This window comes from Brucella sp. NBRC 14130 (genome assembly GCF_040371715.1).
Lineage (GTDB): Bacteria > Pseudomonadota > Alphaproteobacteria > Rhizobiales > Rhizobiaceae > Brucella > Brucella intermedia.
In genome coordinates this window covers 35233-55043 of sequence record NZ_BAABTE010000018.1, presented here as the reverse complement: position 1 = coordinate 55043, position 19811 = coordinate 35233, and the positions used below count along the sequence as shown (strand labels likewise).

The window sequence follows — 19811 nt, the reverse complement described above, 5'->3', positions numbered from 1 at the left end:
AGGACGATCGGTCGGCCAGCCATATGCGGAATGCATAGAATGCCATTTTCGAGAGATTACTATTTCGGGCGCTTCAAACCCGCCGAGTTGAAAGAGCTGCAAGCGGCTTATGTGAAGTCGTGCGAAGCAATGGCGCGTTGCCCGATCACCTCTCCCCATAAGGACGAAATGGCGCGCGAAATCATCCAGATTTATGAGTGCGGTGTCTGCGACGCCGAAAAAATCGCGGAACTTATGGTGCAGATCGAGGCGGTGAAGCCGCGTCCGATGAGCGAACTGTTGCTCGCACAGGTAAGTGCGGCCCAACCCAAAACCGCCTGATCAAGATCAATTCCATGCGATAACCGGATGCGAGGCTCGCATCCGGTTATTTTTCGTTCAACGTTTTGCAACGGGGCGGACAAGTGGCGTCACGCGACGGATGGTGACGCGGCGGTTCTCCTGCTCCGCTGCCTGTGTGCGAATTTTGAGGAAGCGTTCGCCATAACCCTGCGTCACGAGATTTTCAGCCGGGATATCATAGACTTCCGTCAAAAGGCTGGCGACGGACTCAGCTCGTTTGTCCGACAGGACCAGATTTGAGCGGTCCGACCCTACGGCATCAGTATGTCCTTCGATAAAGAAGGTCTCGCCAGGATCCTTCGCCAGCACCTTTTGCATGGCGGTCGCAACCTTGCGCAAGGTCTTGGCTTGCGACATCGAAACTTCGGCACTTCCGGTAGCGAAGTGGATCGTATCCAGATCGATGCGGCGCACCTTGTCACGCAGACGGGCAGAATGACGAACTTCATCGATCGTATAAACGCGCTCAACACGCTCCACCGGCGGCATGGCGAGGAAATCGTAGAAATCGCGATCCGGATCGTCAGCGACGTCAATGATATAATCTCTTACCGGAATCGTGAGACGCATTGGCGGCAGTTCGTAGCCGACATCGATAATCGAAGCATGCGGATTGTCGTCATATTCGGGCGCATAGATCATCAGATACTCGTTGCCGTCGCGGTCGATACGGGAACGCTGAAGAATGTCGCCGTAACGATCATAGATCGTGACAATCTGGTTCCCGCCGGGACGAACGATGGTTTCGCGGGTGCGTCCACGCGGCAATTCATCATAGTAAGTCTGCTCGGCATCGCGGCGCAGTCTCGGGCGGTCGTCGCCGCGAACGAAGATACGGTCGCCGACATCCAGGATGACGCGGTTGTCGACTTCCTCGATCACTTTGACGTTCGTGACATTGTTCGTCACGTTATTTACCGTCGTATTGTTTATGACCGTGTTGTTCACCACCGTGTTGTTGACGATATTGGTGGTTTCCGGCACGGCAAAGACGGGCGCTTCCTTGATCCGAGTACCCTCTTCCTTGAGATTGGCCTCGATCTTCTGAGGCAGCGCTGCCTTCACTTCTTCCGGCATAGCGACCTGCGCCGCCGCATCATTTGCGGGTGGCGGGGCGTTTTCCTCGGCTGAGCGCTGCTGCTCGCGCTGCTTGCGGCGCTCTTCACGCGACTGGCTTCCACCGGAATTGTCGGCATCCTTGTCGCTGTCGAGAATGGCGGCGCCATTTTCAACCGGCAAGACAACTGTGTCGTCGGTCTTCGCGGGATCTTTGGCGATCTCCTGTTTTTCCTCGGTCGAACGATGATCGACTATTTCCGGCGCAGGCTTTTGCAGACCGTCGGTCGATTGGGGCTGTTCAACCGGCTGTGCAGGCTGCGCTTCGTTCTGTGGAGCTTCCGTTGCTTTCGGCTCCTGCGGCGGAACCTCTTCCGGATGCTCAACGATGGACTCTTCTGCAGGTTCTTTCTGCTGAGGCGTCGCCGGAGATGCTTCTGCCGGTTGCTCGGCAGGCTTTTCCGCTTGCGGAGCGGGAGCTTCCTTCACGGGCTTCTCGAGTGCGGGGTGCTCGGGTTTCGCTTCGGGCTCACTTGCAGGAGCTTCCTTCACAGGTTTTTCGGCGGGCGCTGTCTGCTCCTGCGGTTCAGCGGCCTTGCGAGCAGCCTCTTCCTCTGCCTTCTTCTGTTCTTCGGCGCGACGCTGGGCTTCTTCTTCAGCAGCCTTCTGCTGCTGTTGTTCGCTCTGGCGCTGCGCCTCCTCCTCGGCTTTTTTCTGCTCGGCCGCCTGCCTGGCCTGTTCTTCGGCCTGCTTCTGCGCTTGGCGCTCTGCTGCCTTCTGTTGTTCCTCGGCTTGTTTCTCTGCCTCTCGCTCGGCCGCCTTCTGCTGCTCTTCGGCCTGGCGCTGCGCCTCCGCTTCCGCAGCTCGTTTCTGCTCTTCCGCCTGACGACGGTTTTCCTCGTCGGCAGCGCGCTGTTGCTCCTCAGCCCGGCGCGCTTCATCCTCTGCCGCCTTTTGCTGTTCCTCAGCCTCGCGCTGTTGCAGCAATTGCTCGTCGGATGGCTGGTCCCCATTCTCCTGTGCCAGCAGGATTGGAGCCGTCAGCGTATCTGCGAGCACGGGCTGCGCGAGAATGGAGGCCGACAGAACCGGCACCGCAACCGTGGCAAGAAGCTTCGAACGAATAGACATATATCCTTCTCCTTCTGGAAGGCAGAATTGGTGTGCGTCTGCCCATGGATTCGCAGGCAAGGACGCCGTACGTCGCCAGCGGTACCCACTGAATTGGGACAAATTCCGGCGACTTCACAAATCCGTTATCGCAATCCACATGAACGCAGGCTGAACTCAACCGTTCCTGAATTGAAAGATTTTTCGCATTCTTTTAGCCAGAAGTTCTATACCTTCCGCGATGCGGTTGAGTGGAATTGAAGAATAGGCGATGCGAAAATAACGGCAGGGCCGGTCGTCGCTCCAGAAGAACGGCGCTCCGGACTCTATCAGCACGCCGTCCTCTCGCAGATCACGTGCGAGCTTGTCGGCATCCATGCCTTCAGGTCCCTCGATCCAGAACGCAGTACCGCCAAACGCGGACTTGCCCGCGATTTTCAAACCTTCCCGATCGAGAGCCTCGATCATGGCTATGTGACGCTTGTGATATTCGATCCGCATTCGGTGAATGACTGCATCATAATGGCCAAGCGCCAGAAAATAGGCGGCAGTTCGTTGCAGATGTCCGGGCGGATGACGCAACATCAGCGCGCGCAACGCCCTCGCCTCGCGAATGACGGGAGCCGGGGCGACAAGATAACCGAGCCGAAGTCCCGGAAAAAGCGATTTGGAAAAGCTGCCCACATAGAGAACGCGACCATACTGGTCGAGCGATTTCAACGCCGGGGTCGGTGGCTGGAGAAAGCTCATCTCGAATTCGTAGTCGTCCTCGACGATGACGAAATCTCGTTCGGCCGCCGCCTCCAGCAACGCGATACGCCGCCCCCGGGGCATGGTGGCGGCTGTGGGGGATTGATGACTTGGCGTAACGAAGACCGCGTCAATCCCGTCCGGCAGAAGTTCGGGCGGCAAGCCGCCTTCATCGACATCAAGTGCCGTAACGCGGGCTCCCGTCAGATGGAGCGTAGCGCTGATGTCCGGATGGCCCGGATTCTCGCATACGACATGCGAACGCCGTGTCAAAAGCAGATGGCTGATGATCCAAAGCGCATTCTGCGCGCCAACCGTAACCAATATCTCGTCCTGCTCCGCGCGTATCCCTCGGCTCGGCAGCGTCCGGGAGCGGATATAATTGACAAGTTCAACATCGTCCGCCGCGGCGAAATCGCCTGCCATGAGGATGAAATCTTCCCGAGCAAGCGCACGCCGGGCGCAATCACGCCATGCGGCCAGGTCGAACAGGGTCTGATCCATCTGGCCATAAAGGAAAGGATAGCGGTATTTTCGCCAATCCAGCGGCTTGCGAATGGTCTTGGCGATATTAAAGCCGGGACGCAGTTTGGACGACCAGTCGACAGCGGTATCGGGGGTCTGCAAGAAATCCCTGTCGGGATGACTGATGGGCGGTGTCGTGGCCACATGGTAGGCACTGCGCGAACGCACTTCCAGATAGCCTTGGGAAACAAGCTCCTGATAGGCTAGCGTTACCGTCAGGCGCGAGACTTTCAGATAATCGGCCAGCCCTCGCGTCGACGGCATGCGCGCGCCCGGTAAAACGGCCCCAGACAGAATGGCCGATACAGTGGTTTCACGGATCTGCGATTGCAATCCGGTATTTCGGCTGCCGTCTATGAAGAATATCGTTGGCGAAACGGCGTCCAAAGCCCTGCTCCATTAGTAAATCTGCAACTGCGCCTCGGTTTGCGTCAGTTTTTCCGCTTCATGCTCCACTTAGCAATAGCGTTTCTTCTTTCTGATTTTCCCCATGGAATAATTGCGCCTGGCGAAAGTGTGTGCATGTCCGCATCTCCGGCGGCACCGTCTCCGCCGTCAAACTGGACTTATTGACTATTCCAACTGGATATAAGGCAAATGTGATGACGTGGCTATCGTTTGTAATCGGAACTGGAGATTGGCGAAAAACGCCAACGGTCATGACCAAGTCAGACGTGGTTCTTAAATGGAAGGGGAACTCCATGAACTATTTCAACAGCATAAAACGGGTGGTGTTATTTTCAGCCGCAGCAGCGCTTTCCACGTCTGCGGCCTATGCCGAAACCACGGTCGTGGTCGGTTATCAGCAGATCGTAGGGCCGTTTCTGACTGCGATTGCCAACGGAAAATTCGATGCGGCCGCCAAGGAGGCCGGATACAAGATCGACTGGCGCCAGTTCGCGTCGGGCGGGGATATTTCCACGGCCCTTGCGTCCGGCAACGTGCCGGTAGGTGTGATCGGCTCGACAGGAATCGCGGCAGCTGCCACACGCGGGGTCGACCTCCAGCTCTTCTGGATCCTCGATAATATCGGCAAGTCGGAAGCACTGGTGGCGCGCGAAGGTTCCGGCATCGAGAAGCCGGAAGACCTCAAGGGCAAGAAGATCGGCGTGCCGTTCGTCTCGACCTCGCACTTCCATCTTCTCGTCGGCATGGACGACATCTGGAAGATCAATCCACGCGATGCGGAAATCCTCAACATGACGCCGCCGCAAATCGTTGCCGCCTGGCAGCGGGGCGATATCGATGCGGCTTATGTCTGGCCCCCTGCTCTTTCCGAAATTCTCAAGTCGGGCAAGGAAATTGCCAATTCGGAAGAAATTGGCGCAAAAAGTGTTCCGACTTTCGACGGGCTTGTGGTCGACAAGAGTTTCGCCAGCGAGAATCCGAAATTTATGACCGCCTTCACCGCCGTGCTCAAGGATGCTTATGCCGACTACAAGGCCAATGGTGGCCAGTGGACGGCAGATTCGGACCAGGTGAAGGGTATGGTCAAGCTGATCGGCGGCAATGCCGCTGATATACCCGGCGCGCTCGCGCTGTTGTCCTTCCCGACAGTGGAAGAACAGGCATCGCCGAGCTGGCTCGGCGGTGGCAAGGACAGCGGTGCGCTCAAATCTGTCGCCCAGAGCGCAAAATTCCTCGTTGATCAAAAACAGCTCGACAAGGCTCTGGACGACTATAGCGGCAACGTAAATGGCAGTTTTGCCGAAGCAGCCGCAAAGTAATTACGTGAAGTAATTCAAGCGCCTCCGCCAGCGCATGTCTTTGAGGGACAGTCGCTGAACCGAGACGGTTCCAGCAATGATGCAACCTTTGGTTTATGCCGGAGCCGCTTTCTCGTTCCCGAAAGGTGACGTTATGGAAACCTTGAACGTATCGAATGTCAGTCTGACCTATCCCGGTCTTTATGTGGAAGAAGCCGTGATTGCACTGAAGGGTGTCAATCTGCGGATCGACAGCGGGGATTTCGTGGTGGCGCTGGGTGCGTCCGGCTGCGGCAAGACCACGCTTCTCAATTTGATGGCGGGTTTCATGATCCCGTCATCCGGTGAAATCACGCTGGGTGGACGGCAGGTGCGCGGCCCCGGCGCCGACAGGGGTGTCGTGTTCCAGAAACACGCACTTCTTCCCTGGCTCAATGTCATCGACAACACCGAGTTCGGCCTGAAGCTTCAAGGCGTGCCGAAGGCAGAGCGCCGCGCACGCGCCACAAGAAACCTGGCTCTGGTAGGCCTGCAGGATTTTCATAATCACAAGATCTACCAACTCTCCGGCGGAATGCAGCAGCGCGTGGGCATCGCCCGCGCTCTTACATGCGATCCAGCGATGCTGCTCATGGACGAGCCGATGGCAGCGCTCGATGCCCTCACCCGCGAGACGATCCAGGAGTTGCTGTTGCGGGTCTGGCAAGTGACCAACAAAATGTTCTTCTTCATCACTCACAGCGTCGAAGAAGCCCTGTTTCTCGGTTCGCGCCTGATCGTCATGTCGCCGCGTCCCGGACGGATCACTCACACCTACGATCTGGATTTCAACCGACGCTTTCTGGAATGCGGTGACGCGCGCGCCGTCAAGTCCAGTCCCGATTTCATCAAGATGCGTGAGACAATTCTGGGGATTATCTATGGCGATGAACGTGCATCAGGAAACCCGGAACTGGTCCATGCTTGAGTTCGTCACTCGGGCACGACCAGTCAAACCCGGTAAAATCTATGGCGCGCCCGGCGATGGCAACAGCGGCTTCATCAGCCTTGTGACCGCACTGATCTTGCTGGGGCTCTGGTTTCTCGTAACTGGAATGGGGTGGGTCAAGCCGCTATTTCTCCCCTCACCAATTGCGGTCTATGGCAAGTTCATGGTGGCGATGACCGACGGTGTGGCAAACTCCACTCTGGCCGAACATACGCTCGCCAGCCTTGGACGCGTATTGGGCGCTTTCGCGATTGCCTGTGTCACGGCAATTCCGATCGGGATCATGATGGGCATGAGCAGTTTCGTTCGCGGCGTGCTGGACCCGATTATTGAGTTCTACCGTCCGTTGCCGCCGCTTGCCTATCTGCCTCTGATCATCATCTGGCTCGGCATCGGCGAATTTCCGAAGGTGTTCCTCATCTTCCTCGCCATCTTCGCGCCGATGGCTATTGCGGCGAGAGCCGGTGTTCGCTCGGTCTCGACGGAACAGATCCATGCCGCCTACGCCATGGGCGCATCCCGGACACAGGTGATAACCCAGGTCATCATGAAAGCGGCGATGCCGGAAATCTTCACCGGCATGCGCATCGGCATCGGTGTGGGCTGGACGACGCTGGTTGCCGCGGAAATGGTGGCAGCACATCGCGGGCTTGGCTTCATGGTGCTCAATGCCGCGCAGTTTCTGGCAAGCGACACCGTCATCATGGGCATTATAGTCATAGGCGTGTTCGCTTTCGCCTTCGACCTCCTGATCCGTTATTTGGAAAAGGTGCTTATTCCGTGGAAGGGCAAAATCTGACGATGCCTCGACCGCTTTAAACAGCCCGTCCGAAATCCAATTCGTAAATATCAACCGCGCGGCAGTGCTGCCGCGCCACGGGCAAGCTTTGCCCAAAACAAGACGCATACCAGACTTGGCAGGGAGCAACCGAATGTCCGCAGGACAACTCACAGAGAAACATTTTTCCGATCTTTTCGACGCCTTCAACCGGCACGACATTGACGCGATCATGGCCTTTTTCGCCGACGATTGCGTGTTCTTCACCATCGGTGGCGATGAGGTCTACGGCACGCGCCTCGAAGGCAAGGACGCCATTGCCAAGGCATTCTCCGGGGTTTGGGCTGCCATGCCCGACGTGAGGTGGGACGGACACCGGCATTTCGTGAGCGGCGACCGCGCCGTATCCGAATGGACCTTTCGCGGGACCGATGCCAGCGGCGCGCGCGTCGAGGCCGAAGGCTGCGATCTCTTCACACAGCGCGGCGGCAAGATCGTCCGCAAGCAGGCATTCCGCAAGAACCGGCCTTTGCTGAAGGCGTAAGCCCCAACATTGTCCGTCGGTGATTTGGAGGACCGACATATGGATACCCACACGCTCAACAGTTTCTCGGCCACCCAACCATTCGATCCCGCCTATGATCCGGTGGTCTCAAAAACGCCAGGACAAGGCCGTGACTATGCGCCGACCTATTGGATCGGCACGGCCGGACCTGCGCCGGAAGATGACGGCCCCATTCTGGGCGACGTTGACGCAAATGTCGTCATCGTCGGTTCTGGTTACACGGGTCTTTCGGCAGCGATCCACCTTGCCCGCGACCATGGCGTCAAGGCCACGATACTGGAAGCGAACGGCGTGGCCTGGGGATGCAGCACCCGTAATGGCGGACAGGCGCAGATTTCCGCCGGACGGCTCAAACGATCGCAATGGATCGAGCGTTGGGGCGTGGACGTTGCCCGCAAGCTGCACAGGGAAATCGCCGAAGGTTTCGATCTCTTCCGGTCTCTGATTGCCGAACCCGAAATCGATTGCGACCCGCAGGATGGTGGTCATCTCTACATCGCCCATCGCGACAAGGTTCTCCCATCGCTGGAGAAGGAATCCCGCCTGCTGAATGACGTGTTCGGCTATCGCACACGGATGGTCAGCCGCGATGAAGTTCATCGCGATTTCATCCGCGATCAGGAAGCACGCGGTGCGATGTACGAACCGGACGGGATGGGGATTCACGCCGCAAAGTTGGCCTTCGGCTATCTCCGGCTGGCCCGCAAGCTTGGAGCGAAGGTACACACTTCAAGCCCCGTTCTAAGTTGCCGCAAGAACGGCAATGTCTTCCACCTCAACACGCCGAACGGCACGGTCAAGGCGCGACAGGTGTGCTTTGCGACGGCAGGGTATACCTCCCCCGGCCTTCATCCGCTCACCCGCTACCGGCTGATGCCGGTGCTGTCGAATTCCATCGTCACGCGGCCGCTGACAGCGGAGGAAATCGAGGCATGCGGTCCGAAAACGGGCATCCCGCTGACCGATACACGCACGCTTCGCCACTATTACCGATTTCTGCCGGATGGGCGGATGCAGATCGGCAGCCGCAGCGCCATTACAGGAGCTGATGCTCCAAACCCGAAGCACTACGATCTTCTGCTTTCTGGCCTTTACCGAAAATTCCCGGCCCTGAAAGGCGTCAAGATCGACTATTCCTGGTGGGGCTGGGTCGATGTCAGCCATGACATGATGCCCCGCATATATCGGCCTGATCCGTCGCAGGAAATCTATTATGCCATGGGTTATGGCGGCAATGGCGTGATGTATTCGGCGCAGGCCGGACGCCGCGTCGCCCAATTGATGACAGGTGGCGGACAGGGACTGGACCTGCCGATCTTCACCTCCGAGCTGCCGAGCTACGGCATGCTGACCCCATTCAGGCGCATAGGCCAGCGCGCAATGTATCGCTGGTATGCGCTGAAAGACGAAGTTCTCTGAATTCCAAGGAAAGGTACGCGCCATGAAAATGACGACGGAAGAGGCATTTGTTAAGGTTCTACAGATGCACGGGATAGAACATGCATTCGGCATCATCGGTTCTGCGATGATGCCGGTGTCTGATCTTTTTCCAAAGGCGGGCATTACCTTCTGGGATTGCGCGCATGAGACGAATGCGGCGCTGATCTGCGACGGCTATACCCGTGTGACCGGCAAGATGGGCATGGCCATTGCCCAGAATGGCCCGGGCGTGACCGGCTTCGTGACCGCCATCAAGACGGCCTACTGGAACCACACACCCATGCTACTTGTCACGCCGCAGGCTGCCAACAAGACCATTGGTCAGGGCGGCTTTCAGGAAGTGGACCAGATGGCGCTCTTCGAGGAAATGGTCTGCTATCAGGAAGAAGTGCGCGATGCGACCCGCATTCCCGAAGTGCTGAACCGGGTGATTGAGAAGGCATGGCGCGGTTGCGCTCCGGCACAGATCAACGTTCCGCGCGATTTCTGGACGCAGGTCATCGATGTTGACCTGCCGCAAATCGTGCGTTTGGAACGCCCGAGCGGCGGTCGCGAGGCGATTGCCGAAGCAGCAAAGCTTCTGACGGAAGCAAAATTCCCGGTTATTCTCAACGGCGCGGGTGTCGTCATCGGTGGCGCGATCCCGGAATCCATTGCACTTGCCGAAAGGCTCGATGCGCCGGTCTGTTGCGGCTATCAGCACAATGATGCCTTTCCCGGCACCCATCCGCTGTCCGTAGGCCCACTCGGCTATAATGGTTCGAAGGCCGCGATGGAGCTGATCGCCAAGGCTGACGTTGTTCTGGCCCTCGGCACCCGCCTCAACCCGTTCTCGACACTGCCCGGCTATGGCATTGATTACTGGCCGAAAGATGCAAAGATCATTCAGGTTGACATCAACCCGGACCGCATCGGGCTCACCAAGAAAATCTCGGTCGGCATTTGCGGTGATGCCAGGCAGGTTGCACAGCAGATCCTCGATCAACTGGGAGCCAATGCGGGCAATACCGGTCGCGATGAGCGCAAGCAACTCATCCATCAGCGCAAGTCCGCCTGGCTGCAGCAGCTTTCCTCAATGGATCATGAGGATGACGACCCCGGCACACAGTGGAATGCGGAGGCAAGGGACCGCGAAAAGGATCGCATGTCGCCGCGACAGGCATGGCGCGCCATTCAGGCCGGCATGCCGAAAAACGCCATCATGTCCACCGACATCGGCAATAATTGCGCCATCGGCAATGCCTATCCAAGTTTCGAGCAAGGCCGCAAATATCTCGCGCCGGGCATGTTCGGCCCGTGCGGTTATGGCTTTCCTTCCATCGTCGGCGCGAAAATCGGCCAGCCCGACACGCCGGTGGTCGGGTTTGCTGGCGACGGTGCGTTCGGCATCTCCATGAACGAGATGACCTCCATCGGCCGCAAGGGTTGGCCTGCGATCACCATGGTCATCTTCCGCAACTATCAATGGGGGGCCGAAAAGCGCAACACGACGCTTTGGTACGACAATAACTTTGTCGGCACAGAGCTCAATCCGAACCTGAGCTACGCCAAGGTGGCTGATGGCTGCGGCCTCAAGGGTGTGACCGTTGATAGCCAGCAGGCGCTCACCGAAGCCTTGCAGACGGCGATCGACGAACAGGCAAAGGGCGTGACCACCTTCATCGAAGTGGTGCTCAACCAGGAACTGGGCGAACCATTCCGCCGCGATGCAATGAAGAAGCCGGTTGTCGTGGCGGGCATCGACAAGGCCGACATGCGCCAGCAAATGCCGGTTTGACGAGTATGCCGGGAGGTTTTCCTCCCGGCCACTCCGGGGAAACACACTTCCATGCTGCCATTAGAAAAGATTATTGAAAAAGCGCGTTCGAGGCCGCGGCACATTGTGCTAGCCGAGGGTGAAGATCCGCGCATAATCGACGCGGCGCTGCGTGCAGAGCGCGAAGGTATTGCCCGCATCACGCTTCTGGGGTCCGAAAACGTTGTCGGCAATGGATCATCAATTGCAGTTATCGATCCCAAGACATCGGATAGAAGTGCGGATTATGCGCACAAGCTCTACCAACTGCGCCAGGCTAAGGGCACGAGGGAAGAACAGGCCGAGGCGATGGTGAAGACGCCGCTCGGCTTTGCTGCCATGATGGTGCGTGAAGGCGATGCCGATGGAACGGTTGCCGGTGCGGTTGCAACCACAGCCGATGTGGTTCGCCATGCGTTGCAGATCATCGGCAAGGCCGAAGGAGCATCGCTTGTTTCAAGCTTTTTCCTGATGCTTTTATGTCAGACCTATCATCAGAAGAAAGGCGCTTTCGTCTTTGCCGATTGCGGCCTCGTGGTGGAACCGGATGCCGCACAGCTGGCCGATATCGCCATCCAGTCGGCAGACTCTTATCGCCAGCTTACCGAAAAAGACGCAGCCGTCGCCATGCTGTCCTTCTCCACCGGCGGCAGTGCCGCACATGAGCGCGTGTCGAAGGTGGTGCAGGCGACGCGGACGGTCAGAGACCGGAATCCCGATCTGTGCATCGACGGCGAACTTCAATTCGACACGGCTTTTGTGGAGGCGATCAGCCACGCAAAATCGCCGGATTCACCCTTGAAGGGCAACGCCAACGTGTTCGTGTTTCCCAATCTTGAGGCCGCCAATATCGGCTACAAGATTGCCCAGCGCATCGGTGGCGCACAGGCCATCGGTCCCGTGCTTCAGGGGCTGGCCAAACCGGCCAACGACCTTTCCCGCGGTTGCAGCGCTGACGATGTCCTCCACATGATCGCTATAACTGTCAATCAGGCAAAGTGAGGACATCGCGCTATTTGCAACAGCTAGGGCTTGAGGAAACGCGCGGCTATGTCATAGAGAAACTGGGGCAGCACGGTAAAGGCATAGGGAGCGTAGACCCGTTCCAGCCGCTGATGGTACTCGCGGCCCCACGGACCGATATTCACCACAGGATATGAAAGCGCCTTCGGATTGGCACGGTCTATGAATTGAGCTGCCGGTGTGTTGGCCGCAATGACCTCGCTATCCGCCGCATCCGGCACATGGCCGAAGAAACTCATATCGGAGATACCGGCAAATATCTCCCGATACCGGATGGTCGTGTCGAACTGGCGCTCCGCGTCCACACGTGCGGTTTCCAGAGCTTCGGCAAAACGCTGTTCTTCTACCGTTTCAACTCCCATGCGAACATGCGGATAGACGAGACTTCCAAAGCCGATAACCACCGTCGGGCCAGTAACGCGGGCCTCCGCGACCATTCGGTCCACAAGTTCGCGCGTAATGAGGAGCGGGTTGTCGCTGCTTGAAAGTTCAGCTTCCAACACTGCGATCCGTCCCAGCGCCGCATCGCCGCCAACGCGGCGAACCTCCTCGCGCAACTGGGCTGTGGTCAGAATTCGGCCCTTGTGATTGACGTTCGCCTCGCTGCCGACCAGCTTTGCAAACCGGTCCGCCTCGACATTGAAATGTGTGATTGCACGATCCAGCGCCTCGCCGACAATCGACTTGAAACGCTGAAACAGGGCATCTGGCGAGACGGAATGGGTCAGCCAGTTGAACGCAACCCATGTCCGTTCCGGCGTGGTCACTTCATAACCGCCGCGGAAATCTCGTGCTTCAAGACAGATAGGCGGAGGCGAGACCTCGCCGTCGCCCGTATCGCAAACAGCCGCATTGGCTTCGACCGCCCGCATGATTTCGGACGCGATGAGATGCGCGCTGACACCTTCGAACGGATAGCTCGCATGGGATGGCTGGCCAACCACGAAAGCAAAGGGAAGCTGTTTGCCGATGGTGCCACGATAGATGGCGCGGCCTTCCGCACCCTCGCCCTGATCGCTTGTAGCATCCAGATTGATACCGGCAGCGATATCGAGACCCCAACGTTCGACAAGTTCCGGCAAGGCGTCGCGCAGACTGCGCATTCCCCGCGACCCGCGTTCTTCGTCAGGTGTAGCGTACAGGATCAGATTGCCTTCCCGGTCCGGCTGCTGCGAGAAACGTTCCAATACCGCAATACCTGCGGCGACCCCGCTTTTCATGTCGAGCATGCCTCGGCCGGGAATGTAATTTCCGCTCCTGAAATCGGCGAGAGCCTTTTCCTCGTTCGGTGCAAGTGGACGGCTCGAAAGGTCAGCAAGAAGCGCTTCAAGCAAGGCGTCGGGCTCAAAAGCCAGATGTTTCAAATCCCGGTAATTGCCGGTTTCCACCACATCGAAATGGCCGGCCAGCGCCAAAGTCCGCCGCCCGGTGCCGCGAACGACCGCAACGACATTCCTGGTCATTGGTGAACCGTGGCTGTCGATGACAGCAATGTCGTCAGGATTTTCCTGGAAGTAGGGAATCTCGCGCAAAAGTTCGGCAAGCTTGGGTCCGAACGATGCCTCGTCAGGTGTTCCGGTCTCACTTGGCCATTTCACCATGCGATAGGAGAGTTCTCGCACCCGTTCCGTCGGGTTCCATTCATTTGGGCTTGCCACGGTCTTTCCTCGCTCAATAGTTCCCCGTCTCCGTACCTTGGGCAAGGTACAGGCGGGTCTCATGATCTGTTTTAAAAAGTCACTTACTGGTTGAGATACTTTTTCAGGAACGCACGCGTTCTCTCATTTTCCGGATTGGTGAAGATCACATCCGGCTTGCCTTCCTCCACCACCACGCCCTTGTCCATGAACAGCACCTTGTCGGAGACTTCAGCCGCGAAACGCATTTCATGGGTCACGATCAGCATGGTCATATGCTCCTGCGCGAGCTGTTTCATGACCTGGTTGACCTCCTCGACCAGTTCCGGATCGAGCGCGGATGTCGCTTCGTCAAACAGCATGACTTTCGGCTGCATCGCGAGTGCGCGGGCGATTGCCACACGCTGCTTCTGTCCGCCCGACAGACGCGACGGATACATGGAAGCCTTGTCGGCGAGACCGACTTTCTTCAAAAGGGAAACGGCCAGTTCCTGGGCTTCCTGCTTGCTCTTGCCCTTCAACTTGATAGGCCCGAGCGTGATGTTTTCCATGACATTGAGATGCGGGAACAGATTGAAGTGCTGGAAAACCATGCCCATCTGCTGGCGCACGGCATTGATATGCCGCTCGAAGGCACGTCCGCTCAACGACTGGTTCACCTGTACGCCGTCAAGCAGAATCTGGCCCGAATTGACTGTTTCCAGATGGTTGATGGAGCGAAGCAACGTGCTTTTACCGGAACCGGAAGGGCCGATAATGGCAATGATTTGGCCGCGTTCGACCGACAGGTTGATGCCTTTGAGAACCTCGAGTGCGCCATAAGCCTTGTGGACGTCGCGCACTTCCACCATGGGTTTGCTGTTACTCATCGGTAAGCCTCGACTTTCTTTTCCATCCAGTGCAATCCGGCTTCCAGGATGAGATTGAGTACGTAGAAGATCACTGCGGCAGTGATGTAGAATTCAAACGGGCTGTAGGTTTCACTGATCGCCTGCTGCGATGCATGCACCAGCTCGGTAATCCCGATTACCGACACGAGAGCCGTGTCCTTCAGAAGGGCAATCAGGTTGTTGCCCACCTGCGGGAGCGCATTGCGCACGGCCTGCGGTACGATGATGTAGCGCAAGGTCTGACCGCTGCCGAAGCCTAGCGAACGGGCGCCTTCGTTCTGCCCCGGATCGACGGTCAGGATCGCAGTGCGGAAAAGATCGGAATTATAAACCGCGAAATGCAGGCCAAGGCCTATAATGCCGGTCCACAAGGCGGGAATGTTGATGCCGATCTGCGAGAGGCCATAGTAGAGCAGGAAGAGCTGCAGGAGCAGAGGCGTGCCCATGAACAGCCAGATGAAGAAACGAACCGGATAACGTACCAGCCAGTTGCCGTATAGGACGAGCAAGGCAAACGCGATGCCGCCGAAGAAGCTGACGATAGATGAGGACACAGCGATGATGAGCGTCCACCAGACGCCGGTCATCAGCAGTTCAGTATAAGGCGGGACGATGGAGAAATCGAGTTGCATGGTGTCACCGCCTATTTGAGTGCGTAGCGGGCTTCGAGGAAATCGACGAAGCGTGCAACGATATAGATGAGGACCATGTAGATGGCCGCAGCGATCCCGAAGATTTCAAAGGGCCGGTAGGTCGAGCCGATGAAGCGCTGGGCCGTATAGGTCAGTTCGACCACCGAAATCGCTGAAACCAGAGCGGACCCCTTGATCAGCATCACGGTGTTGACGCCGAGCGAGCGGATCATCAGGCGGGCTGCCTGCGGCAGCACTACAAAGCGCATCGACTGTCCGCTGCTGAAACCGATGGAACGGGCAGCTTCGTTCTGGCCGGCATCCACCGTCAGAATGGCGCCTCGCATGGCTTCGGCGTAATAGGCGCCGATATTGAGCCCAAGGCCAATGGCACCGGCTGCGAAAGGCTCAAGATTGATGCCGATCTGCGGCCCGCCGAAATAGAGAACGAAGAGCTGCAGAAGACACGGGGTGCCGCGAAACACGCTGACGTAAGCGGCTCCGATAAAACGCAAGGGCCAGAAGCGCGATAGTTTCGCAGCTGTGGCAAGTGCGCCGACGCTCAGTCCTATAAGAATGGCCAGCGCCGATATTTCGACGGTGACCAGGGCGGCTTCCAGAAAATATGGAAAGACCTCCGCCATCAAAGAGAAATTCATCATCTCCCCTTTCCTGTCTGGAGAACCAAGTCGGAAAGACATGTTGCCGGGACAATTGTGGAACAGCCATCCCGGCAAGGGGTTTCAAATAGTTAGCGGATGTCGCGGCCGATCCATTTGGTCGAGATCTTCTCGTAGGTGCCATCGGCCTTCATGTCGTCGAGAGCCTTGTTGATGGCATCCTTCAGCTCAGGATTACCCTTACGCAGGGCGATGCCGACATTGTCGGTGCCCTGAAGCTCAGGCGTATCGAGCTGGCGAACCTTCTCGCCGCTTTCCTTGATGGCGATCAGGATCGGAATATCATCCGAAGCAATGGCGTCGACGCGACCTGAACGAAGCTCCAGCAGTAATTCCGGAATGCCCTTATAGGTGCGAACCGTCCAGCCGCCCTGCTCGCGCGCCCACTTGTCGCTGGTTTCACCAAGCGTAACGGCGATGGTCTTGCCCTGCTTCAGTTCGTCCATGGACTTGATCGGGGAAGCTTCCGTCACGAAGATGCCACGGCCACCACGATAATAAGGGCCTGCAAAATCGACGGCCTTTTCACGTTCGGGCGTGATGCTCATGCTGCCGACGACCACATCGAACTTGCCCGCGCGCAGACCGGCAATGATGCCATCGAAAGCGGTGGTTACGACAACCGGCTTCACACCAAGGCGCTTGGCGATTTCAGTGCCGATATCGACGTCGAAGCCAACAACCTGGTTCTGACCGTCGACAAAGCTGAATGGCGGGAAAACGCCGCTCATGCCGATGCGCAATTCACCGCTCTGCTTGACCTTTTCAAGGTCATTCGCCTGCGCGGGTGCGAGCATCATCAGGGCACCGATGCCAGCGGCAATAAGTGAAGACAGAAGAGTTTTCATTTCGTTTTCTCCTAAGTGATCGTGACGCGATCACGGGCGACGCCCGTTCCGAGCGCCCGGCTGGACGCATCTTTCCAGATCACCGACGCCTGAAGGGCGGCGGCAAATTGCTCGGGAAAACAGATTCGGAACAGGCAAGATCGTCGCATCCTGGTTATCCAGGAGCGGAAAAACGAAACGTTTCATCGATCCACCTCCGAAATTCCCCCGCCGGTTGCGTTGCTGCTTGTCCGGCTTGTTTGTTTTCAAGCACGCTAACGGAGCAAAGGATCAACGAAAACGCCAATTCTGTATAGAAAAGTCCAACAATCTGCGATAAACGCAATCAAACTGACGAAATCGTCAAAAGGCGGTGTGACGATGGATGATCTGGATCAACGATTAATCTCGGAACTGCGTATCAATGCACGTGCGTCCATCCCGACACTGGCAAGCATCCTTGGGGTAGCGCGCGGTACGATCCAGAGCCGGATGGAGCGTTTGATCGCATCGGGCGTCATTGCTGGCTTTACGGTCCGGCTGAAAGATCATGGGTCTACAGACATGATCCGTGGCATCATGATGATCGAACTGACTGGACGAAACATCAAAAGCGTTATCGCGACATTGCGTAAAAATCCGGGCTTTTCCGCAGTGAACACGACAAACGGCACCTGGGACCTGATCGCCGAGATCGAAGTCCCCAATATGAATGAATTTCACCGGCTGGTAACAGGCATTCGTGCCATGGACGGGATTGCAAAGTCCGAGACGCACATCTTTCTCGGACCCGCATAAGTCCCGACGGTTATTCGGCAGCTTCCGCCCCGTAACCGAACTGCATAACCCCTTGCGGCGCAGAAACGCCGGGCAGAATACGACCATCATTCACCGGCGTTCCCATCTGGATAGTCATGGGAATGACACCGGCCCAGATCGGCAGCGCATAATCGGCATCGTCATCCTTCGGTGGGCCGGAACGGATTTTTGCTGAAGCCTCGTTCAGTTCCAGTTCGAGAAGCATGGTGGCCTTCAGCTCCTTTGCCATCATCGGGCGCAATCCTTCCCAGCGACCGGGGAAAAGGCCGTTTACGAAACTGCGCAGGTGATGCTCCTTCATCGCGACGTCGGAAACTTTGCGCGCTGTCCCAAAAGCCATGACCGAGCGATAATTGCAGGAATGATGAAACGCGGAACGTGCGAGAACCAGTCCGTCGAGCAGGGTAAAACTGACGCAGACTTCCGCCTGGTCGCAGCTTTCCAGCATTCGGCTGGCGGATGAGCCGTGCCAGTAGATGGAATTGCCTTCCCGCCAGACAAGCGTTGGCGTGACATAGGGCGTTCCGTTGAACACATAGGCCACATGTGCCAGAGGTTGGGCATCAATGATTGCATGAACCGTGGCTGCATCATAGGCGCCGCGTTCGTGCAGGCGCTTTACGCGACTGCGTTCGGTGGGGGCTTTCGTCATGGCCGATATTTCTCCTTTATATCTGGCCAAACTGCCTGCATAGTGGCTTTGACAAAATAGCCACTTTGACCGAATACGAAGATGCCAATTTCCAATACACTTCCGGAGTTCGGGATCGATCGCGGCAGCGATATTCCGCTTAGCGCCCAGTTGGTTGACCAGATAAGGCAAGCCGTTTTAGCCGGACGGCTGAAGCCCAATGCCAGACTGCCGTCCACCCGCGCCTTATCCTTGGAGCTTGGCTTGTCGCGAACAACGGTCCTTGCGGCATTCGATCAGTTGATTGCTGAAGGCTATCTGGAGGGAAGGCTGGGTTCGGGCACTCACGTCGCCGCTGAACTTCCCGACAGCAGCCTTACCGTAAATCAACCGCCTCTTCATGTGATTGACCAGCTGCATTTTCACCGGGAGAATCCAAAGCCCTTTCGTCTCGGCGTATTCGACAGCGATCATTTCCCCCACGATGAGTGGGGAAAGCTACTGGGCCGCATCTGGCGCAAGCCTTCCCCGGACCTGTTGAACAGTGACGATGTATTCGGCTTCTATCCTCTGCGTTCATCGTTGGCCCGCCATTTGCACGAATGGCGCGGCATGGTCGTGTCGCCGGAGCAGATCATAATAACCGGCGGCAGCGCAGATGCGCTTTCACTGATCCGGGAAGCCTTGTTCACCCACGGCGACAGGCTGTGGATGGAAGAACCGGGTTATCCACCGGCGCGTAAGATCCTTGGCGTCAATGGCCTGAACATCATTCCTGTCCCGGTCGACGGCGGAGGACTCGATGTTTCCACCGGTCGAAACAAGGCCGATGATGCGCGCGGTGCTTTTGTTACCCCGGCACGGCACCACCCGACAGGCGTAACCATGACCTTGGGACGCCGTCTCGAACTGATTGCCTGGGCAAGAGAACGTGATGCGATAATCATCGAGGACGATTACGACAGTGAGCATCGTTATATCGGCCAGCCGCTGCCGGCGCTGATGTCGCTGGACCCGGACCGTATTCTTTATATCGGAAGCTTCTCCAAGGTCTTCTCTCCCGTCTTGCGGCTCGGCTTTCTGATCGTGCCGTCGCATAGGGTGGCGCAATTTCGGGAACTACGTCAGACGTTGTTTCCCGCGCCCTCGCCGCTCGCGCAGCCAGCCCTGTCCGCGTTCATTGAAACGGGGGCCTTTGCGCAGCACATAAGACGCATGCGCCGCATCCATGCCTCGCGCCGCCGCAAACTGATAGCAGCGCTCGCACCCGGAGAACCTAACCTGTTCCGGATTGAAGCCCCGCCTGCCGGACTATCCTTACTGTTGGCCCTGCCAGAGGGACAAAGCGATACACATCTCGCGTCCCTTCTGGCAGAGGCTGATATCGAGGTTCATCCGCTATCGACGCTCTTTACAAAACTGACGCCACGTCAGGGACTTATCCTCGGTTTCTCAGGATTTGATGAAACCGCACTGGAAAATACTGCAACAGCTTTGATAAAAATCCTCAAACAGTCGAATTAAAGAATTTGCATTAGCAATTTCGTAAACTTTGGATTCAGCTTTTCCCGGTAAGCTTTGATTAGCAATTAGCTCGGGAGGAGCGTTGCAACCCAT

Annotated in this window: 19 protein-coding genes; 10 read left to right on the top strand and 9 right to left on the bottom strand. The window is 57.3% G+C overall.

The features are described 5' to 3' along the window. Positions 1 to 39 precede the first annotated feature (39 nt). Positions 40 to 321 carry a hypothetical protein gene (locus tag ABWW28_RS24300; RefSeq protein WP_113476074.1) on the top strand — a complete coding sequence of 94 codons (282 nt, stop codon included), beginning with the start codon at positions 40 to 42 and terminating at the stop codon, positions 319 to 321. 57 nt (positions 322 to 378) lie between these two features. On the opposite strand, the gene ABWW28_RS24295 is transcribed toward ABWW28_RS24300, so the two are convergent. Together ABWW28_RS24295 and pdxR (ABWW28_RS24290) are read right to left on the bottom strand one after the other, a co-directional pair. Further along, on the bottom strand, positions 379 to 2529 hold the full coding sequence (locus ABWW28_RS24295) for an OmpA family protein (RefSeq protein WP_176587837.1): 2151 nt from the start codon (positions 2527 to 2529) through the stop codon (positions 379 to 381). Positions 2530 to 2685: 156 nt separating this feature from the next. After that, positions 2686 to 4170, bottom strand: coding sequence for a MocR-like pyridoxine biosynthesis transcription factor PdxR (pdxR, locus tag ABWW28_RS24290; RefSeq protein WP_176587838.1), 1485 nt, complete (start codon positions 4168 to 4170; stop codon positions 2686 to 2688). Between the two features lie 314 nt (positions 4171 to 4484). Between pdxR (ABWW28_RS24290) and tauA the strand changes: the two genes are divergently transcribed. From tauA to pta, 7 genes are all read left to right on the top strand, one after another. Next, entirely contained in the window at positions 4485 to 5510 is a 1026-nt protein-coding gene (gene tauA, locus ABWW28_RS24285; RefSeq protein WP_151569456.1) for a taurine ABC transporter substrate-binding protein, read from the top strand. Between the two features lie 133 nt (positions 5511 to 5643). Next, complete coding sequence (locus tag ABWW28_RS24280) at positions 5644 to 6456, top strand: taurine ABC transporter ATP-binding protein (protein ID WP_006471747.1); 813 nt, start codon at positions 5644 to 5646, stop codon at positions 6454 to 6456. Next, on the top strand, positions 6449 to 7276 hold the full coding sequence (locus ABWW28_RS24275) for an ABC transporter permease subunit (RefSeq protein WP_176587839.1): 828 nt from the start codon (positions 6449 to 6451) through the stop codon (positions 7274 to 7276). Before ABWW28_RS24280 ends, ABWW28_RS24275 begins: the two co-directional genes overlap by 8 nt. Positions 7277 to 7409: 133 nt before the next feature. Beyond that, positions 7410 to 7799 carry a nuclear transport factor 2 family protein gene (locus ABWW28_RS24270; protein WP_113476063.1) on the top strand — a complete coding sequence of 130 codons (390 nt, stop codon included), beginning with the start codon at positions 7410 to 7412 and terminating at the stop codon, positions 7797 to 7799. A 39-nt stretch (positions 7800 to 7838) separates the two neighbouring features. Further along, on the top strand, positions 7839 to 9239 hold the full coding sequence (locus ABWW28_RS24265; protein WP_176587840.1) for an NAD(P)/FAD-dependent oxidoreductase: 1401 nt from the start codon (positions 7839 to 7841) through the stop codon (positions 9237 to 9239). 22 nt (positions 9240 to 9261) lie between these two features. Continuing rightward, positions 9262 to 11037: a sulfoacetaldehyde acetyltransferase gene (xsc, locus tag ABWW28_RS24260; RefSeq protein WP_021585614.1), complete on the top strand. Its 1776-nt coding sequence runs from the start codon at positions 9262 to 9264 to the stop codon at positions 11035 to 11037. 51 nt (positions 11038 to 11088) lie between these two features. Next, entirely contained in the window at positions 11089 to 12057 is a 969-nt protein-coding gene (pta, locus tag ABWW28_RS24255) for a phosphate acetyltransferase (RefSeq protein WP_176587841.1), read from the top strand. 23 nt (positions 12058 to 12080) lie between these two features. Here pta and ABWW28_RS24250 read toward each other — a convergent pair whose 3' ends face one another. From ABWW28_RS24250 to ABWW28_RS24225, 6 genes are all read right to left on the bottom strand, one after another. Further along, entirely contained in the window at positions 12081 to 13679 is a 1599-nt protein-coding gene (locus ABWW28_RS24250) for a M20/M25/M40 family metallo-hydrolase (protein WP_210268880.1), read from the bottom strand. Positions 13680 to 13819: 140 nt separating this feature from the next. Further along, the gene (locus ABWW28_RS24245) at positions 13820 to 14584 is read right to left on the bottom strand and encodes an amino acid ABC transporter ATP-binding protein (protein WP_282187530.1); all 765 of its coding nucleotides are present in this window, start codon (positions 14582 to 14584) and stop codon (positions 13820 to 13822) included. Beyond that, positions 14581 to 15237, bottom strand: a complete 657-nt coding sequence (locus ABWW28_RS24240) for an amino acid ABC transporter permease (protein ID WP_176587843.1) — start codon at positions 15235 to 15237, stop codon at positions 14581 to 14583. Before ABWW28_RS24240 ends, ABWW28_RS24245 begins: the two co-directional genes overlap by 4 nt. A gap of 11 nt (positions 15238 to 15248) precedes the next feature. Next, positions 15249 to 15896 (bottom strand): amino acid ABC transporter permease, encoded by a 648-nt coding sequence (locus tag ABWW28_RS24235; protein WP_006471742.1) that lies wholly within the window; start codon positions 15894 to 15896, stop codon positions 15249 to 15251. 92 nt (positions 15897 to 15988) lie between these two features. Continuing rightward, the gene (locus ABWW28_RS24230) at positions 15989 to 16765 is read right to left on the bottom strand and encodes an ABC transporter substrate-binding protein (RefSeq protein ID WP_176072914.1); all 777 of its coding nucleotides are present in this window, start codon (positions 16763 to 16765) and stop codon (positions 15989 to 15991) included. Positions 16766 to 16776: 11 nt separating this feature from the next. Continuing rightward, complete coding sequence (locus ABWW28_RS24225; RefSeq protein WP_157808402.1) at positions 16777 to 16914, bottom strand: hypothetical protein; 138 nt, start codon at positions 16912 to 16914, stop codon at positions 16777 to 16779. Between the two features lie 211 nt (positions 16915 to 17125). On the opposite strand from ABWW28_RS24225, the gene ABWW28_RS24220 reads away from it, so the two are divergent. Next, the gene (locus ABWW28_RS24220; protein WP_006471741.1) at positions 17126 to 17542 is read left to right on the top strand and encodes an Lrp/AsnC family transcriptional regulator; all 417 of its coding nucleotides are present in this window, start codon (positions 17126 to 17128) and stop codon (positions 17540 to 17542) included. A 10-nt stretch (positions 17543 to 17552) separates the two neighbouring features. Here ABWW28_RS24220 and ABWW28_RS24215 read toward each other — a convergent pair whose 3' ends face one another. Beyond that, entirely contained in the window at positions 17553 to 18215 is a 663-nt protein-coding gene (locus tag ABWW28_RS24215) for a pyridoxamine 5'-phosphate oxidase family protein (RefSeq protein WP_353392584.1), read from the bottom strand. A gap of 81 nt (positions 18216 to 18296) precedes the next feature. Here ABWW28_RS24215 and pdxR (ABWW28_RS24210) point away from each other — a divergent pair, with 81 nt between their 5' ends. Continuing rightward, on the top strand, positions 18297 to 19718 hold the full coding sequence (pdxR, locus tag ABWW28_RS24210) for a MocR-like pyridoxine biosynthesis transcription factor PdxR (protein ID WP_176587845.1): 1422 nt from the start codon (positions 18297 to 18299) through the stop codon (positions 19716 to 19718). Positions 19719 to 19811: the final 93 nt, after the last annotated feature.

Coding starts and splice junctions, on each gene's coding strand:
- pdxR (WP_176587845.1), top strand. CDS start 18,297: ATGCCAATTTCCAATACACTTCCGGAGTTCGGGATCGATCGCGGCAGC.
- ABWW28_RS24280 (WP_006471747.1), top strand. CDS start 5,644: ATGGAAACCTTGAACGTATCGAATGTCAGTCTGACCTATCCCGGTCTT.
- ABWW28_RS24295 (WP_176587837.1), bottom strand. CDS start 2,529: ATGTCTATTCGTTCGAAGCTTCTTGCCACGGTTGCGGTGCCGGTTCTG.
- ABWW28_RS24250 (WP_210268880.1), bottom strand. CDS start 13,679: ATGGTGAAATGGCCAAGTGAGACCGGAACACCTGACGAGGCATCGTTC.
- ABWW28_RS24300 (WP_113476074.1), top strand. CDS start 40: ATGCCATTTTCGAGAGATTACTATTTCGGGCGCTTCAAACCCGCCGAG.
- ABWW28_RS24225 (WP_157808402.1), bottom strand. CDS start 16,914: ATGCGACGATCTTGCCTGTTCCGAATCTGTTTTCCCGAGCAATTTGCC.
- ABWW28_RS24265 (WP_176587840.1), top strand. CDS start 7,839: ATGGATACCCACACGCTCAACAGTTTCTCGGCCACCCAACCATTCGAT.
- ABWW28_RS24235 (WP_006471742.1), bottom strand. CDS start 15,896: ATGAATTTCTCTTTGATGGCGGAGGTCTTTCCATATTTTCTGGAAGCC.
- ABWW28_RS24270 (WP_113476063.1), top strand. CDS start 7,410: ATGTCCGCAGGACAACTCACAGAGAAACATTTTTCCGATCTTTTCGAC.
- ABWW28_RS24275 (WP_176587839.1), top strand. CDS start 6,449: ATGCTTGAGTTCGTCACTCGGGCACGACCAGTCAAACCCGGTAAAATC.
- ABWW28_RS24220 (WP_006471741.1), top strand. CDS start 17,126: ATGGATGATCTGGATCAACGATTAATCTCGGAACTGCGTATCAATGCA.
- xsc (WP_021585614.1), top strand. CDS start 9,262: ATGAAAATGACGACGGAAGAGGCATTTGTTAAGGTTCTACAGATGCAC.
- pta (WP_176587841.1), top strand. CDS start 11,089: ATGCTGCCATTAGAAAAGATTATTGAAAAAGCGCGTTCGAGGCCGCGG.
- ABWW28_RS24230 (WP_176072914.1), bottom strand. CDS start 16,765: ATGAAAACTCTTCTGTCTTCACTTATTGCCGCTGGCATCGGTGCCCTG.
- tauA (WP_151569456.1), top strand. CDS start 4,485: ATGAACTATTTCAACAGCATAAAACGGGTGGTGTTATTTTCAGCCGCA.
- ABWW28_RS24245 (WP_282187530.1), bottom strand. CDS start 14,584: ATGAGTAACAGCAAACCCATGGTGGAAGTGCGCGACGTCCACAAGGCT.
- ABWW28_RS24215 (WP_353392584.1), bottom strand. CDS start 18,215: ATGACGAAAGCCCCCACCGAACGCAGTCGCGTAAAGCGCCTGCACGAA.
- ABWW28_RS24240 (WP_176587843.1), bottom strand. CDS start 15,237: ATGCAACTCGATTTCTCCATCGTCCCGCCTTATACTGAACTGCTGATG.